This is a genomic window from Robertmurraya kyonggiensis (genome assembly GCF_005116465.1).
Taxonomy (GTDB): domain Bacteria; phylum Bacillota; class Bacilli; order Bacillales; family Cytobacillaceae; genus Robertmurraya; species Robertmurraya kyonggiensis.
The window spans coordinates 937,641-951,854 of the sequence record NZ_SWBM01000001.1 but is presented as its reverse complement, the minus strand read 5'-3'; the positions used below and the strand labels follow the sequence as shown (position 1 = coordinate 951,854).

18 protein-coding genes and 1 pseudogene are annotated in these 14,214 nt (G+C 36.0%); 6 read left to right on the top strand and 13 right to left on the bottom strand.

What is annotated here, in order from left to right:
- The first annotated feature begins 127 nt into the window (after window positions 1–127).
- The 4 genes from FA727_RS04780 to FA727_RS04765 all read left to right on the top strand — a co-directional run bounded on the left by FA727_RS04780 (window position 128) and on the right by FA727_RS04765 (window position 4,087).
- Window positions 128–1,255, top strand: coding sequence for a YibE/F family protein (locus tag FA727_RS04780; protein WP_136829565.1), 1,128 nt, complete (start codon window positions 128–130; stop codon window positions 1,253–1,255).
- On the top strand, window positions 1,252–2,025 hold the full coding sequence (locus FA727_RS04775; RefSeq protein ID WP_136829564.1) for a YibE/F family protein: 774 nt from the start codon (window positions 1,252–1,254) through the stop codon (window positions 2,023–2,025). The genes FA727_RS04780 and FA727_RS04775 overlap by 4 nt, the downstream gene beginning before the upstream one ends.
- 93 nt (window positions 2,026–2,118) lie before the next feature.
- Window positions 2,119–2,703 carry a cupin domain-containing protein gene (locus FA727_RS04770; protein ID WP_136829563.1) on the top strand — a complete coding sequence of 195 codons (585 nt, stop codon included), beginning with the start codon at window positions 2,119–2,121 and terminating at the stop codon, window positions 2,701–2,703.
- A 202-nt stretch (window positions 2,704–2,905) separates the two neighbouring features.
- Window positions 2,906–4,087 carry a chromate transporter gene (locus tag FA727_RS04765; protein ID WP_136829562.1) on the top strand — a complete coding sequence of 394 codons (1,182 nt, stop codon included), beginning with the start codon at window positions 2,906–2,908 and terminating at the stop codon, window positions 4,085–4,087.
- A 305-nt stretch (window positions 4,088–4,392) separates the two neighbouring features.
- Here FA727_RS04765 and FA727_RS04760 read toward each other — a convergent pair whose 3' ends face one another.
- Window positions 4,393–4,821: a GNAT family N-acetyltransferase gene (locus FA727_RS04760; RefSeq protein ID WP_438646604.1), complete on the bottom strand. Its 429-nt coding sequence runs from the start codon at window positions 4,819–4,821 to the stop codon at window positions 4,393–4,395.
- A gap of 16 nt (window positions 4,822–4,837) precedes the next feature.
- On the bottom strand, window positions 4,838–5,398 hold the full coding sequence (locus FA727_RS04755; protein WP_136829561.1) for an AAA family ATPase: 561 nt from the start codon (window positions 5,396–5,398) through the stop codon (window positions 4,838–4,840).
- Between the two features lie 190 nt (window positions 5,399–5,588).
- Here FA727_RS04755 and FA727_RS04750 point away from each other — a divergent pair, with 190 nt between their 5' ends.
- Window positions 5,589–6,143, top strand: coding sequence for a CBO0543 family protein (locus FA727_RS04750; protein WP_136829560.1), 555 nt, complete (start codon window positions 5,589–5,591; stop codon window positions 6,141–6,143).
- A gap of 79 nt (window positions 6,144–6,222) precedes the next feature.
- On the opposite strand, the gene FA727_RS04745 is transcribed toward FA727_RS04750, so the two are convergent.
- The 7 genes from FA727_RS04745 to FA727_RS04720 all read right to left on the bottom strand — a co-directional run bounded on the left by FA727_RS04745 (window position 6,223) and on the right by FA727_RS04720 (window position 10,934).
- Complete coding sequence (locus FA727_RS04745) at window positions 6,223–6,669, bottom strand: GNAT family N-acetyltransferase (RefSeq protein WP_136829559.1); 447 nt, start codon at window positions 6,667–6,669, stop codon at window positions 6,223–6,225.
- Window positions 6,670–6,698: 29 nt separating this feature from the next.
- Window positions 6,699–7,475: a class I SAM-dependent methyltransferase gene (locus FA727_RS04740; protein WP_136829558.1), complete on the bottom strand. Its 777-nt coding sequence runs from the start codon at window positions 7,473–7,475 to the stop codon at window positions 6,699–6,701.
- A 155-nt stretch (window positions 7,476–7,630) separates the two neighbouring features.
- Window positions 7,631–8,158: a CBO0543 family protein gene (locus tag FA727_RS04735; protein WP_136829557.1), complete on the bottom strand. Its 528-nt coding sequence runs from the start codon at window positions 8,156–8,158 to the stop codon at window positions 7,631–7,633.
- 191 nt (window positions 8,159–8,349) lie between these two features.
- Entirely contained in the window at window positions 8,350–8,703 is a 354-nt protein-coding gene (locus FA727_RS04730) for an MFS transporter (RefSeq protein WP_246041686.1), read from the bottom strand.
- Window positions 8,704–8,994: 291 nt separating this feature from the next.
- Window positions 8,995–9,207 (bottom strand): LmrA/YxaF family transcription factor, encoded by a 213-nt coding sequence (locus tag FA727_RS25420; protein WP_438646622.1) that lies wholly within the window; start codon window positions 9,205–9,207, stop codon window positions 8,995–8,997.
- A gap of 65 nt (window positions 9,208–9,272) precedes the next feature.
- A complete protein-coding gene (locus tag FA727_RS04725; RefSeq protein WP_158318784.1) occupies window positions 9,273–9,809 on the bottom strand; it encodes a CBO0543 family protein in 537 nt (178 codons plus the stop codon).
- A gap of 129 nt (window positions 9,810–9,938) precedes the next feature.
- The gene (locus FA727_RS04720) at window positions 9,939–10,934 is read right to left on the bottom strand and encodes a hypothetical protein (protein ID WP_136829555.1); all 996 of its coding nucleotides are present in this window, start codon (window positions 10,932–10,934) and stop codon (window positions 9,939–9,941) included.
- A gap of 232 nt (window positions 10,935–11,166) precedes the next feature.
- Here FA727_RS04720 and FA727_RS04715 point away from each other — a divergent pair, with 232 nt between their 5' ends.
- The gene (locus tag FA727_RS04715) at window positions 11,167–11,319 is read left to right on the top strand and encodes a hypothetical protein (RefSeq protein WP_246041685.1); all 153 of its coding nucleotides are present in this window, start codon (window positions 11,167–11,169) and stop codon (window positions 11,317–11,319) included.
- 40 nt (window positions 11,320–11,359) lie between these two features.
- On the opposite strand, the gene FA727_RS04710 is transcribed toward FA727_RS04715, so the two are convergent.
- The 4 genes and pseudogenes from FA727_RS04710 to FA727_RS04695 form a co-directional block, all read right to left on the bottom strand.
- Window positions 11,360–12,019, bottom strand: a complete 660-nt coding sequence (locus FA727_RS04710; RefSeq protein WP_136829554.1) for an MOSC domain-containing protein — start codon at window positions 12,017–12,019, stop codon at window positions 11,360–11,362.
- Between the two features lie 25 nt (window positions 12,020–12,044).
- Window positions 12,045–12,404: an HIT family protein gene (locus FA727_RS04705; protein WP_136829553.1), complete on the bottom strand. Its 360-nt coding sequence runs from the start codon at window positions 12,402–12,404 to the stop codon at window positions 12,045–12,047.
- Window positions 12,405–12,422: 18 nt separating this feature from the next.
- Window positions 12,423–13,553: a DNA polymerase III subunit beta gene (dnaN, locus tag FA727_RS04700; RefSeq protein ID WP_136829552.1), complete on the bottom strand. Its 1,131-nt coding sequence runs from the start codon at window positions 13,551–13,553 to the stop codon at window positions 12,423–12,425.
- A gap of 120 nt (window positions 13,554–13,673) precedes the next feature.
- Window positions 13,674–14,144: pseudogene (locus FA727_RS04695) on the bottom strand (GyrI-like domain-containing protein); the annotation flags it as partial.
- Between the last annotated feature and the right edge of the window lie 70 nt (window positions 14,145–14,214).

The following is a 14,214-nucleotide window of genomic DNA, read 5'->3' as shown; positions in this document are numbered from 1 at the left end:
ACTGAAAATGTACATGTTATTCTAAGTCCATTGTTAGTAGAGTACCGACTCTAGTCGAAAAATGTCCGATGGAGTTACAATATTTTTGTAAGATTATTGGTGCCCAGCAAAGTTGGAGGTTTTATGAATGCACACTTTAATAGAAAGAATTAACAAGAAGCAGATTATCATCTATATCATACTAGCATTTTGCTTTTTCATATCCTTGGTCTTTGTCTATCACAATGAATCATTTTATAAAAATCCGATAGCCGAAGTCGTCAAAACAAAACTCGTAGACTCATCAGAAATGGTCGACACGAATGAAAATAAAGATCATTTGTATACCCAAGAAATCGAAGCTGAAATTAAAAATGGGGATGAAAAAGGAAAGTTGATTCATTTAACCAATGAATACACCAAATCTGGTGCATACGACCAAGGGTATCATGTAGGAAATGAACTGTTTGTTTACATTGATAAAGCTACAGATAATGGCGAATACGTAGGTACCATCAAAGATTTAAAACGTGACCAATATCTTTCAATCATCGGTTGGGCTTTTATTTTCATTCTCCTAATTGTGGGCAAAAAACAAGGGCTCTTTTCCATTATTAGTTTAGCCGTTAATGCCATAATATTGTCTTATGCTTTAGACATTTATCTCAATTTCGCAGGCAGTAGTCTGTTAGTTATTTGCAGTGTCAGTGTCATTTTATTTACGGTAATTTCTTTATTACTTGTTAATGGTTTTAACGAAAAAACATACGCAGCCATTATTGCGACCCTATTAGGGACCTTTGTCTCTCTACTTATCGCCTATCTTGTTATGTGGGTGACAAAAGAGCAAGGTCTTCGTTATGAAGAAATTCAATTTATCACTCGTCCTTATAAAATGGTGTTTATGGCTGGCTTATTTATTGGTTCATTAGGGGCTGTAATGGACGTAGCCATTACTCTCTCCTCTTCCATTTTTGGATTATATGAAAAGGATAATGACATATCCATCCAAGTATTGAAGAAATCAGGATTAGAAATCGGAAAAGACATCATGGGGACTATGACCAACATTTTGTTTTTCGTTTACATAAGTGGGACAATCCCGATGCTTATTTTATATTTAAAGAACGCATCTTCCCTTGGCTTTACCCTTAATATGAATCTTTCACTTGAATTAGCACGGGCATTAGCTGGAGGAATCGGAATCGTAATAACCATTCCCATCGCTTTATACACGACGATCTTTTTTGTTAAACGAAAGAAGGCAAGATTATGAATGTGTTAGTTTTATTCGGAGCCATTTTATTCATCTTGATGACGATTATTGGTGGTAAAAAAGGGGCAAGGTCATTTATTGCGTTATTTTTCAACTTTGGAGTACTCATTTTTATTCTCTTTTTTATGACGAACCCGGACTTTAACCCGATCATCATTACGGTTATCGCATGTGCATTAATTAGCTGTATCAATCTCTTTTTTATAAATGATATTAATAGCAAAACGAAAACGGCCTTCCTCTCCACAATTATTACAACCGTCGTGTTGCTTTTAATGATTGTCATGGTTACAGATAAAGCGATGATTCAAGGATTTGGTGAGGAAGAAATAGAAGAATTGGGTGTCTTCTCCCTTTTTATAGGCGTTGATTTTGTAAAAATCGCTGCTTCTGTCATTATTGTCAGTACAATCGGCGCCATTGCAGATGCCGCCATGGCCATCTCTTCACCGATGCAGGAAATGTACACACATCACCCATCGATCAGTCGCAAAGACCTTTTCGCGTTTGGAATTAGTATTGGCAAGGATATTTTGGGAACGAGTACGAATACACTATTTTTTGCTTTCTTCGGAAGCTACTTAGCCCTGCTGATTTGGTTCAAAGACTTATCCTATTCTTTAGGAGAAATCATCAATTCCAAAATATTTAGTTCAGAAATGATTACGATATTCTTTGCAGGGATAGGCGTCACAATGGTCATCCCCATCACAGCTTGGATATCAGCTTACTTTTTTGTAAAATCTCGTGATAAAGCAATTAAAGGTTGAAGAGTACCAGCTCTTCAACCTTTTCTTTTACACCAAACGATTCACTTACGCATAACATGCCTATGAAATTTTAAGATCGAGGTGAATCAAAATATGTCTTCCCATTTAGATTACACATCTCCAACAACGCAATATTTCTTTGATGTGAATAAAAGTCTCTTTTTCAAAAAAGATAATCAGAACCTCATTAACATTTTGGGGGCACAACAATTAAATACGCTTGAAAATGTATCTTTACTAGATATCTTTCTAAGTGTTGAAAATGTTGTAGAACCCCACTATCACCAAAATGCTGCAGAACTAGTCTACTGTATTTCAGGCTCTGCCATTGTGTCTTTGTTAAACCCTTTTACCAAAAAACTACTTAGCTTCTCCATTACGCCTGGTCAAGTCGTTAATATCCCACGTGCATGGTGGCACTATGAAATTGCAACTGTGGATAACACCCATCTATTAGCGATTTTTGATGCGCCTACACCAGAAGTCATTCTAGGTTCTGACATTTTAAAATTCACTCCCTCTGACATCATCGCCCATACGTATTGCATTGATGAAGAGCTTTGGAAACAAGCAACAAGCCCCGTTCAGCCTTCTACTTACATTGGCCCCTACAAAGATTGCCATAAGCGCTATCCGTATCCCGAACATTCTCCACATGCTTTTTTCCCTCAGCCTTAAAAGTTCTCTTTTCGACATGGATACTCCATGTCTTTCTTACGTTAAAATTTTGTAAAGATTCATTCTCATCTATCGCATTCCATTAACAATCATGATATCTTCCCAATAGCACGTTTCATGAGTTAGGGAAACAGGATGGAAGAAAATTCGACAAAATTTATTCCTTCCCTTTCTTCAAAACTCTTTTAAGAAGGAGATTAATATGATAACAAATGGAAAAATTAGCAGGGGTACCCTTCTTGAAATATTGCTCGTTTCAACAAGATTAGGTTTAACCTCATTCGGTGGACCCGTTGCCCATCTAGGGTACTTCCATCATGAATACATTCGAAAAAGAAAATGGATGGACGAAAAAGGCTATGCTGATTTAGTAGCTTTGTGTCAGTTTTTACCTGGTCCTGCAAGCAGCCAGGTCGGGATTGGCATTGGAGCAATGAGAGCCGGCGTTTTAGGTGGAATTGTTTCCTTTATCGGTTTTACCCTCCCTTCTGTATTGGCACTAATCATCTTTGCCTTAATATTTCAAGGGTTAGAAATTGATACTGGCGGCTGGATTCATGGCCTAAAAATTGTCGCAGTCGCAGTTGTGGCTCATGCGATTTTAGGAATGGCTAAAAGTCTAACGCCTGATTTAAAGCGAAAGGCTATTGCATTATTTGCCCTAGTCGCCACTCTATTATGGCAAACGGCTTTTACTCAAGTTATTGTGATCATTCTATCTGCCATTATTGGATTACTACTCTATCATCAACAAACGAGGGAAGAAGAAAACAGCTATGAGTTCCCAATTTCTAAAAGCTTTGCTGTCACATGCTTGGTATTATTTTTCGGTTTATTATTTCTATTACCTATTTTACGAGAGGTAACCTCCATAGAATGGATTGCCATGTTTGACAGCTTTTATCGCTCCGGTTCGTTAGTTTTTGGTGGAGGTCATGTCGTTTTGCCATTGTTGGAAAGTGAATTTGTTCCTACGGGATGGCTTAGCAAAGACGCTTTTTTAGCAGGGTATGGGGTAACTCAAGCGGTTCCTGGTCCATTATTCACGTTTGCTGCATATTTAGGTACAGTTATGAATGGTTGGCAAGGAGGAATCGTTGCAACGATCGCCATATTTTTACCCGCATTCTTATTAATCTTTGGAACCCTTCCGTTCTGGAATTCCTTACGAAGCAATCAGAAAGTAAAAGGTGCGCTAATGGGGATAAACGCAGCTGTTGTTGGCATATTAATTTCTGCATTTTACCAACCAATATGGACTAGTTCCATATTAGAACCTCTCCATTTTGCCTTTGCGGCCATTTTGTTTAGCATGCTAGTATACTGGAAGTTACCGCCATGGGTTATAGTTGTTGTAGGTGCATTGGGTGGGATATTTTTATAGGTGCACTGTTAGTGTTCATAGTTGATTTAATTTACGACAGGTGTACCCACTTAACCGGATAAATTCCGTTTATCTTGAAAAATCAATGGTTACTAGGTGAAATAGTCGGAGATATTCCGCTAATTAACCCTAAAAAGACGTAAAATCATGAACATTGTATAGCTTAACAGGAAAAATTCCGCTTATTTATAGAGAAATAGGTGAATTTCTTGATTTAGCCGGAATTTTTCCGCCTATTTTTCAATGAAATAATTTCAACACCGACCTTTTAAAATAGAAAAAAGACTATCTAGGTAGTCTTTTTCTTATAAGCTTTTAGCAAAGCCAGTGCTTTGATCTACATATCCCAACCTCTTATAAAATCTGTGAGCATCTACTCTTTCTGGTCGGTTCCCACTATTAACGCTCATTCCTGTAGCCCCTAAGCTTTTTGCCCAAATTTCTGCTTCTTCCACCAATTGCTTTCCAATACCTTCATGGCGAAATCGAGAATCTACTACAAGAGCAGCAATTTTCACATAGACCCCGTCCATTTGGTAATAGAAACATTTAATTAATCCGATCATCCCAACAACTTTACCATTTAGCGAAGCCACGAAAGTGTGATAATCGGGATTTAATTCGATATGGCGAAATCGTAGATTCATGCTTTCAATGGTCGTTGGATAACCAAGCTGCTCCATCAAAGTTGCTAATACTGGGACATCGTGAATCGTTGCTTTTCGAATTTCCACAGCCATCTCTCCTCTATCACAATTGAAATCTCTCTTTAATGAGTTTCGAAGTTTCAGCTGCACTCAACTGGTTATTAATTATCTTTATGTAGTTTTCCTTCTGAATTTCACCTTCAAATGAATTTAATCGATGATTTTCTAATGTTTCCAGTAAATCAGCTTCGGATTTCTCTATATTCCGTTTGGATGGTTTATGCTCTAGCCGATTAGAAGTTTGGTTTCGTTCCATCCTTGTCTCGAGATCAGCCTCCAATTCAACGTAATACACAGTGCCGCCCTTTGATTCAAAAATACGACTAATTTTTTCAACATACTCCCAATCAGATTGTAAATCGAAAGCCCAAACAAATGTGAAGATTAAGCCATCTACATTGCTTTTCGATACTTCTTCAAAGAGCTCTTCGCGAAAAAGAGAGACTAACCTTTTTCCCTGTCTTGTACCGTAATCGAAAAAATGATTCACTAGATCGATGGACATATGATTATGAAAAAGCTTCAATTCTGTCATCTTGGCTAATTCTTGCCCGACTGTCATTTTACCCACTGCCTGAGGTCCAAATATTAGAACAAATTTCATAAGCCCGCCCCTTGCCATATTTTATGTTCTCCATTAGTTCTATTTCCTTAGGAACAATTCCTTCTATAAAACAATAGAAATATATTTCCATTGAACCAGCTATGACTATTTTATTATTTATTGAATAATAAGTTTATTCCTAAGTAATCAGGGTAATGCAATCAATATTATAGTATTAAGGGGTGATGCCATGGAAAAGATCGAGGATTTAATAGAGTTAAAAAGGCAAATGAGTGAGCTTAGAAATACTATTTGGGTAAATGAAATACTATTTTCATTTAATTGGTGGTTTCTGTTATTTATTGCAATCGTACCTTGGATTCTTTGGTGGTCATTTTTAGCGGATAAAAAGAGGATTACAACTGTATTAGTTTACGGTCTACAAATGTCTGTTGCTGCAACTTTACTGGACGATATGGGTTCCTATTTTCTTCGTTGGATTTATGAGTCCCAGTTGGCACCTGTTACTCCACGTCTAAATCCAATTAATTTAACGGTTATTCCTATTACTTTCATGTTTGTTTATCAAAATTTTACTAGTTGGAAATCCTTTTTATTTGCCTTAGTGGTGCTGTCCTTTGGTGCATCCTATATTGTAGAACCTATATTTACATACATGGGCATTTATAAAATACTAGATTGGCATTATATTTACTCTTTTATCATTTACATAATTTTAGGTGTTGTTAATAGACTGATTGTCGATAAATATGTCCACGTCCAAATGAAGAAGGAGCTTGCTTAACAATCAATATAGATACCCTACAAAGCCTTTTATTGGCTCTGTAGGGTATTTTAGTTTGTAAATATGATTGACCTGTTCATCACATATTCAATTCTAGCCATTCGTCCGATTCTTTAAAGCCGAACTTCTTATATACTGGCATTCCCAACTTTGAAGCTCCAAGCCATATTTTTGTTATTTCCGAATGTTTGGCTTCATCAACCAATTTATGTAACAATTGCGTGGCAATTCCTTGTCCACGATAGTTTTCATTTGTATACATATTACAAATATAGCCCTTCTTGCCACTTTTGTTTGTATATGAAGGTGGGAAGTCAAAAAAGATTATAGCCCCACAGGCAATGATTTCTTCCTTGTCCTCAACCAACCACTGAATGAGAGTACCATTACTTAATTTATGATAAAAGAAATCACGCAGTTCCACATCGATGTCTATCGATGGTTCAATCCCCTCATCCACTAATTGCTTTTTTCTTAAAGCAATCACTTGATCCATGTCATCCAACCCTGCTTTACGGTAGTTCAACTTCCATTCACACTCCTATTACTTCAAATCTATTTTATTGCCCACCAAATTGTCCATCTGTCTTTTTCTACAATCGTATGGTCAAGTGGAACTTGTATATCGATAAAATTGATCAATTTCTTTAATTCGTTATCGTCTAATTCTTGCAAAATACTGCGCCCAGTTCTATTCCTTAAATCCTGAAGTAATTCCGTCTTATGAGGATACACTTTCCTTGTTTCCCACAACTGCATTTCTTGAATTTCTCGAAAACCACATTCCTTTAACATCTCCATGACATTTTTGCTTTGATGCCTACGGTTAGTCTCCTTTTCTATTAACTTAGGAAATGGTTCAAAAAAATGGCCTCTTATGTGAGAATTATCCCCTTCTAACAAACAATCATCTGGTGTTCGGTCTTGTACAATAAAATACCCATTATTCCTTAATAATCGATACGCCTCTTTAAAACAACTTGAGAGATCCTCAATATGATGTATCAATGCTCTTTCTAGTATAAGGTCAAAACGATTACCCTCTAATCCAGTATGAAGGGCTCTGCCTCTTTTGAAGAAAATGTTTTGATACTCTTTACAATTTTCTGCTGCACATGCAAGCATAGCTTCAGAAAAATCAAGGCCTATAACAGAACTTATCCCCATATCCGAAAGTGCTTTTGTATATATTCCACCACCACAACCAATATCTATTGCAGCGGAAATCTCCTGGATTGGTACAATGCTTTTGATGAAATTAGTCCAGGAAACATCTGCGATTCGATTAGTATAGCTAAATCTATTTTTTTCATCATGAAAATCAATCACCACTGACCATCCCTCTTTTCACAGTATTCATACATGTAGTGAAATTACTAATTCCATATTAATACTCAAAATCCCATAAGAAAATATTAAAGTAATTATCAAAATATATAAGTATTACTTATGAAATATACAGTTAAAAACACAGCACCGGTTATCTTTCACTTCATCTTCCCAATTGGAACGTCAAAGATAAGAAATAAAGAGATAATCACGATTAAAGAAATCATCCAGCCCCATAATGGTCGAGTTTGATGAATTCTAAGTGAAGTAAAAGTGACGATATAAAAAAGAACCGTCCAAGGCATATTCCAACCGTTATGATGAGAGAGCCCTTCCCATACGTTTAAGGCAAGTAATTCAAAAACGGAGAAGACAATTACCCATGCAAGAATATACAATGTTTGAATGAATTTACTTTTATGATCAGGATAATGACCTAGGAAAATTAAAACTTTTACTGGGAATGATACAAATTCAATGGCAAGGGAGATCAAACTGTGATTTGGCAAAATGGCTTTGTCAAATGAAGTATGGAATTGCCACATCGAGTAATTGTATAACAAAAAGTTATACAGTAAGTCCCCTACTATAAAAAATAGAATGGTGGAATAATATTTCTCCCAATTCCTCCAATCGCCCCACTTCCAGCCTGCCACGATGTATCCAAGCAATAAGAGTGTATGCACAATTTCACTTCCTAAAAATTATTAACTAAAAGTATTATTTCCATTTATTGGACTTCGATACTTACAAAAAGGAGTGCGCAAATCTATTGATTTGTGCACTCCTTCTTATACAGTCTAATCTCAATTATTACTTTGGTTTTTTCATAAAGAATGACAATACAACATTAATCAATGCAAAGACTAAGCTGATCTTAAAGAAGTACCTGCTGCAGCCGCTTGTGCTGCATCGTTCGAAATTTCTGCAAGATAACTAGTTTGCTTGGCTGATAGAAGCGAAACCATGACAGCAATCCCAATACCTGCTGAATCGTTTGCGTTAGTGCAATTCCATCTGGATAGTACTGTAATGTGTTTGTCTGAACCGAGGCAAGCACGGCTCCAATTCCCAACATCATAATAATATGTGTCACCACAATCATCCATAAAGCTGTATCAGTTCCAAATTGAGCATATGCTAGGTAACCAACTGCTACTAAAATTGTTCCTGGTGTTATAACTGCTCGTGGACCATATTTATTAAATAATCGACCAATAACTGGTGCCATTGAACTACCCCCACCTAAAATCCAAATGGATTATTGAGGAAGGGGATTCCTAAAAAAGGCTACTAAAGAATTTAGTAGACCGTTGCCCGTTCAACTAAGCAATGGGTTTTCTACTTTTCACCTTTAACAAACCTTTTACCTCCAAGTCTGAAAGAGCCCCTTGAGGAAAGAGTTGATTCATTGAGTCAATCTTGTCGCAGGCAAAAAGTTCTATCCGATAGAACGTGTGTTTACGAACATCAGACAGGCATGACGAAACCCACTTCCACTGCGCCCAGTGATGTAGACCTGCTATCTTCTCTGGTAACAGGGAATGCAACACTGGTGGAAGTGTTTCTTTGAATCCCATTCATGTGTAATAATCTTTAATGGTTGGCTAGCTTTCTGGGTTAGGCATAGCATCATTTCACCTTCAATTGCCGCAGTCATCATGAGAGCAATTTCCTCAGCTTCCCTCTTTGAAAACCGATCTAATACAAGTTTATTCGCATATATACCCTGCATCTTCGTATAAAGTATTCTAGACACACTTATGCAAAGAAAACCTTTTCATTTGTTTAAGATCGGTCTCACTCTATACGCTCAAATTGATTAACTTTACTTAACCTATGACAAATCATAAATAATACAAAATAGATCGGGAATGAGTAGAATTTATTCCAGTGAATCGACACATAAAAACCGAGCCATTTAAAAAATGGTTCTCCGATAAAACTCCCAACACTGGCAAAAAATAATCCCTTCCAAAAAGGTTTCATTTCTGGTTTGAATTGTATTAAAAACATAACAAAGACAGGTAAAATACAAAAATCCCATGGCATATAGGAAGGAATGGTTGGAACTACTTTTCCTGTATAGAACCATAGCCCACCTACCACACCCAAAAAATCAAACCAAGAAGCAAAGATCACAACGAATAAACCTACAAATAATAGCCGGTACGTACTTTCTTTTTTCCGAAAAAGGATGAATAATATCCATGGAATCAAGGTAAAAGCCAACGAAAGCCAAAAATCCCAATGCAAAAATGTATTTTCAAGCCAAAAATCTAGATACTCATAATTGGCTTTATGTACCCTATCATATATATCACCAACAATTTTCAATTTCTGAGCATTTTCCAAAGTAACCAATCCTTTCTTACTTAGTATTTTAAAAAGGTCGGCTATATATTTATCTGCCTCAATAAAAAAGACCCGATTTCATAAGAAACCGAGTCTGATTAAGATTAAGTTTTAAGCAAATCGATAATAAATTAACACAAACGTTGCTAGCACAAAGATAAAGTTTAAGAATACGAAAATGAATTGATCAAGCTTTGTTTTGCGCATTTTAATAGGTGGGTTGTAGAAAGAAACCCCTTCTATAATAAAGATTATGAGGACAATGTGAATCATGAAATGTCCAACAACTTCTGTCATACCAAATAGCATCGTCGTTAATATAAAAATACATGTTACGACAAATCCAAGTACACGGTTTAAAATCCCGACGACTAATAGATACCCAACGACAAACTCGATAAATGCCGCCATGACAAGGAATAATGCTGGTTCAAATCCGAATGTAGGGACATGATGGTTCGCAATAATATCTAATGCCATGCCAGGATACACCCATTTTTCAACAGCTACCCAACAAAGAGATAGACCTGTTCCTAAATATAGGAATGGAAATCCAATATGCTCGAATTTCGTTTTTCCAACTAATAAAACTCCAATAATCGCTACATAGAAGCCGTAGTCTAACATATGAAATATGCCTTGATGAATCGTTACATAAACAAATAATCCAAGTAAGATAGCAGAACCTAATTTCGTTGCGATATGATGTGGAATGAGTAATAATCCGATCACTACCCATGTCAAAACGACAACTAATGTATTGTGAATATGGAACTCAGGTGCAAAAAGTGTTCCATTTATGATTTGTATCATTAAAGCTACAGCCGTACCGTATTTTAATAAATGGCGAGAATACTTTCTTAAACTAGATAGACGGTCTTCAATTTTCTTAACTGGTTCCCATTCAGCCATTTTAGGAATAACTAAAGTTAATGCTGCAAGTACGACAGCTGCTAAAAGAGCAAGTCCCATAAACTCCGATGATAAAATATGTTCGATTGTTTCTTTTTGAGGCGTCACTTTTGTGAACCACTTTACATGTGCTTGTGTAAAAAATGGTGTCATTACAAGTCCTAAAATTAATAATAGTTGATAAATCTTTTTCATCTTAAATCCCCCTTGGTGATGTTAACACGATGCTTATAGTGATAATATACATGATCCTGCTGTGGGTTTTTCGGCCCATTCTTGAACATTTTGTGAAATATTTCACATTAGAGATTTCATTACAATCCAAGCACTCTACGAACTTCCTATTCATATTTTATCTTTATAGGATCATATGCCGTGGCAACAATAAATTAGATACTTATGGGGTCAACCAATTGGAGTTTCATTCATGGGTGGTACTGCTACATCCGGTCTTTTATGTGTAGTTTCTGATGGAAGACTTCTTGTCATTGAATACCTGTACCAACGACAATTTGCTCTAAAAAAATACGAGATGAATACAATTCAAGATATAAATGGATTTCCGCCTTGTCAATCATAAATACAAAGAACCCTCAAATATTTGTGGGCTCTTTGTCTAATTATGACCATTCATTAGTTTTATCTGATTGATATTGTTTCAATAAAGGAACACGGATGCTTTCCGATAAAGCCTTAACAGCTAATACTTTTTCCAATTTTTCTTTATTGAAACGGTCGAAAAATTTCACTTCATTTACTGATGCGACTGACACTTTCTGCGCATCTGGTTCGAGCAGTACTAAATCATCATTTACAGATACCACTCCCTCTTTCAAAACTCTAAAAAGAAATCCTGTATAGCCGGTATCCCTCATACGAACGACCATATCAGGGACTTCATATTTTTCTGCAAGCTTATAACAAGGATTTCGTGGTTCGGATACTTGAATTATTGCTTCCCCAAATGAAAAAATATCTCCGATGTGAGCATTATCCTCCTTGAGTCCTTCCACGGTTAAATTCTCCCCAAATAATGCTGTTTCACTAAAATGATGAACAACATTTTTCCAATATGGATAATAATCATACGAATATAAACATAAAGCTTTATCTTCACCACCATGATATTCATAGGCTTGTTCATCACTCTTTAGTCCTGTTTTACTCAAAAAGATAGGTTCTGACACAGATTGCTTTCTAATCGCAGATTCGAATGTTCTTTTACCATATGTAAGGGTTTCGATTCTCCCCACATTGAGAGATTTCACTTTATATCTCATCAAGATATCCTTCCTTTTTGAGCATTTAGCACCAAGTACCATCTTCTAATCGAATTCGCTTGCCAAAATGAATATGCCAGTGCATATGTTTATTACTTTGATACTCCCCTATATTCGTTGATACTGTACAGGCACCATATTTTTCATTCATCTGATTAGCAACTTGCTGAATGACTGATAATACGTCAACCATCACATGCTGATTATCTGAGTTAAGATCCAGTAAGGATGGAATATGCTGCTTAGGTATTACGACAATGTGTACGTCATAAAAAGGACGTGTATGATAAAAAGCAAGTGCATCCTCAGTTTCAAGTACTCTCTCTACTTTCGTATTCCCACTCAATACCTCGTCACAATAGAAATCTTGTACTCCATTTGCCATTTATAACAACTCCTACTCCTAATATGTTCGTACCGGTGAAATCAGGTGAAGATAATTTGGATTTCCAATAGGTTCAATTAAGACTGGTCTCATCGAACCACCAAAACTTAATTGAATCTCTTCCTCTTTTATTGCTTTTAATGCATCCATTAAAAATCTTCCATCAAATGCAATATTTAAGTCCCTTTGGCCATTGATTTCTTTTATATTTTGTAGTTCCTCTATTTTTCCAACCTCTGATGAATTTGAAGAGATTCGCATTTTTGAACCATCCTCTATTTCAATATTTATCCGATTGTTTTTCCCTTCGTATGCAAATAAACTTGCCCGATCAATCCCTTTTAAAAGTTGAGAGGTTTTAATTGTAATAACCGTTTTTGCATCTTTTGGTAACAAGCCTAAAACATTGGGATAATTCCCTTCAATAAGTCTTGAATACAGGGTCATGTTAACTGATTTAAAAGTGATATAACTTTCTGTTATATAAATATGTATATGACCTGACTCATCCTGCATTAATTTAGAGAGTTCGTTCAAACTCGTGCCTGGTACAATACAAGCCCCGTCTAAATACGCTTCAATGAAGAGTTTCCGTATAGCTAATCGATGCGAATTTGTTGCGGCAAGAGTTAGTTGTTTTTCTTGGAACGACAGATATACTCCTGTCAGGACGGGTTTATTTTCGTTTTTAGAGACGGCAAATGTAGTTTGATTGATTAATTCTTTAAGTTCAGTGTTTGATAGCCTTACAGAAGCATCTTCATCAATTCTAGGAAGTTTTGGATAATCATCAGCCTGAAACCCATTTAAGGTGGTTATAATATCATCCGATTTAATTGTAACTAATTGCCTCCCATTCATTTTCACGTGAACATCATTCGGCAACTTTTTTACAATTTCGATTAGATATTTCGCAGAAATAATCACACTACCTGGTTCAAATATATCCAGTATTTTTTCATTATTGATGGTCATAGGAATATTGGATTCAATGAAAATATCTGAATTACTCCCTACTAGAGTCAGCTTCTCTTCAGTTGCAATTATTTGAATGCCTGTCAAAATTGGAATCGACGTTTTTGCACTTACTGCCCTACTTACATCTGAAATCGCCTTATAAAAACAATCTCTATTCACCCAAAACTCCACATAGTCCACTTCCTAAATTTTAGTCTATCAATCTATTTCGACAAATTTCACAGAAATACCTTTATATATAAAAACGAAAAAAGCATTAAACCTGGTTGGTTAATGCTCTCTGGCTAATTATTATTTTACAGGCACCCACAGCTCATTTCTTGGTTTATGCTTTGGTGGATAATAGCATTCAATGCACGGCAAATCAACCAATTCATAACCAGAAGTGAGAACCCATTCTGAATATAGTCGTTTCCAGGCCTCAGTAACATTCGGAAATACAGCCCAAGTACTTGGTGGAATAATGAGGGTTTCCATATCTTCTTCCGCTTCCCCTTCATACCTTACACCCATGAAGTAGATAAACTCGTCTTCACTAATACTTGCTTCCTTTCCGCAAACACCCAAAAGACTTTCTAATGTACATTTTGGATTTTCCCATGACATATCGATTAACTTTTGCGTAAAACCATCTTTTTTTGCGTTGTTCCATAATGAAGAAATGGTTTTGGAAGCCTTGTTCGTTGAAACTGATTTACCTTGTCCAACAATACGAATTTCATAATCAAGTTTCTCAATTCTATACTCCATTTCAAATTCCCCTCCTTATAAAAAATGGAAGAAAGCTTTCTTTGTTAAGAATTCTATAACTTTCAGCTTTTCCCTCTTAATT

Coding starts and splice junctions, on each gene's coding strand:
- FA727_RS04780 (WP_136829565.1), top strand. CDS start 128: ATGCACACTTTAATAGAAAGAATTAACAAGAAGCAGATTATCATCTAT.
- FA727_RS04775 (WP_136829564.1), top strand. CDS start 1,252: ATGAATGTGTTAGTTTTATTCGGAGCCATTTTATTCATCTTGATGACG.
- FA727_RS04770 (WP_136829563.1), top strand. CDS start 2,119: ATGTCTTCCCATTTAGATTACACATCTCCAACAACGCAATATTTCTTT.
- FA727_RS04765 (WP_136829562.1), top strand. CDS start 2,906: ATGATAACAAATGGAAAAATTAGCAGGGGTACCCTTCTTGAAATATTG.
- FA727_RS04755 (WP_136829561.1), bottom strand. CDS start 5,398: ATGAAATTTGTTCTAATATTTGGACCTCAGGCAGTGGGTAAAATGACA.
- FA727_RS04750 (WP_136829560.1), top strand. CDS start 5,589: ATGGAAAAGATCGAGGATTTAATAGAGTTAAAAAGGCAAATGAGTGAG.
- FA727_RS04730 (WP_246041686.1), bottom strand. CDS start 8,703: ATGGCACCAGTTATTGGTCGATTATTTAATAAATATGGTCCACGAGCA.
- FA727_RS25420 (WP_438646622.1), bottom strand. CDS start 9,207: ATGCAGGGTATATATGCGAATAAACTTGTATTAGATCGGTTTTCAAAG.
- FA727_RS04720 (WP_136829555.1), bottom strand. CDS start 10,934: ATGAAAAAGATTTATCAACTATTATTAATTTTAGGACTTGTAATGACA.
- FA727_RS04715 (WP_246041685.1), top strand. CDS start 11,167: ATGGGTGGTACTGCTACATCCGGTCTTTTATGTGTAGTTTCTGATGGA.
- FA727_RS04710 (WP_136829554.1), bottom strand. CDS start 12,019: ATGAGATATAAAGTGAAATCTCTCAATGTGGGGAGAATCGAAACCCTT.
- FA727_RS04705 (WP_136829553.1), bottom strand. CDS start 12,404: ATGGCAAATGGAGTACAAGATTTCTATTGTGACGAGGTATTGAGTGGG.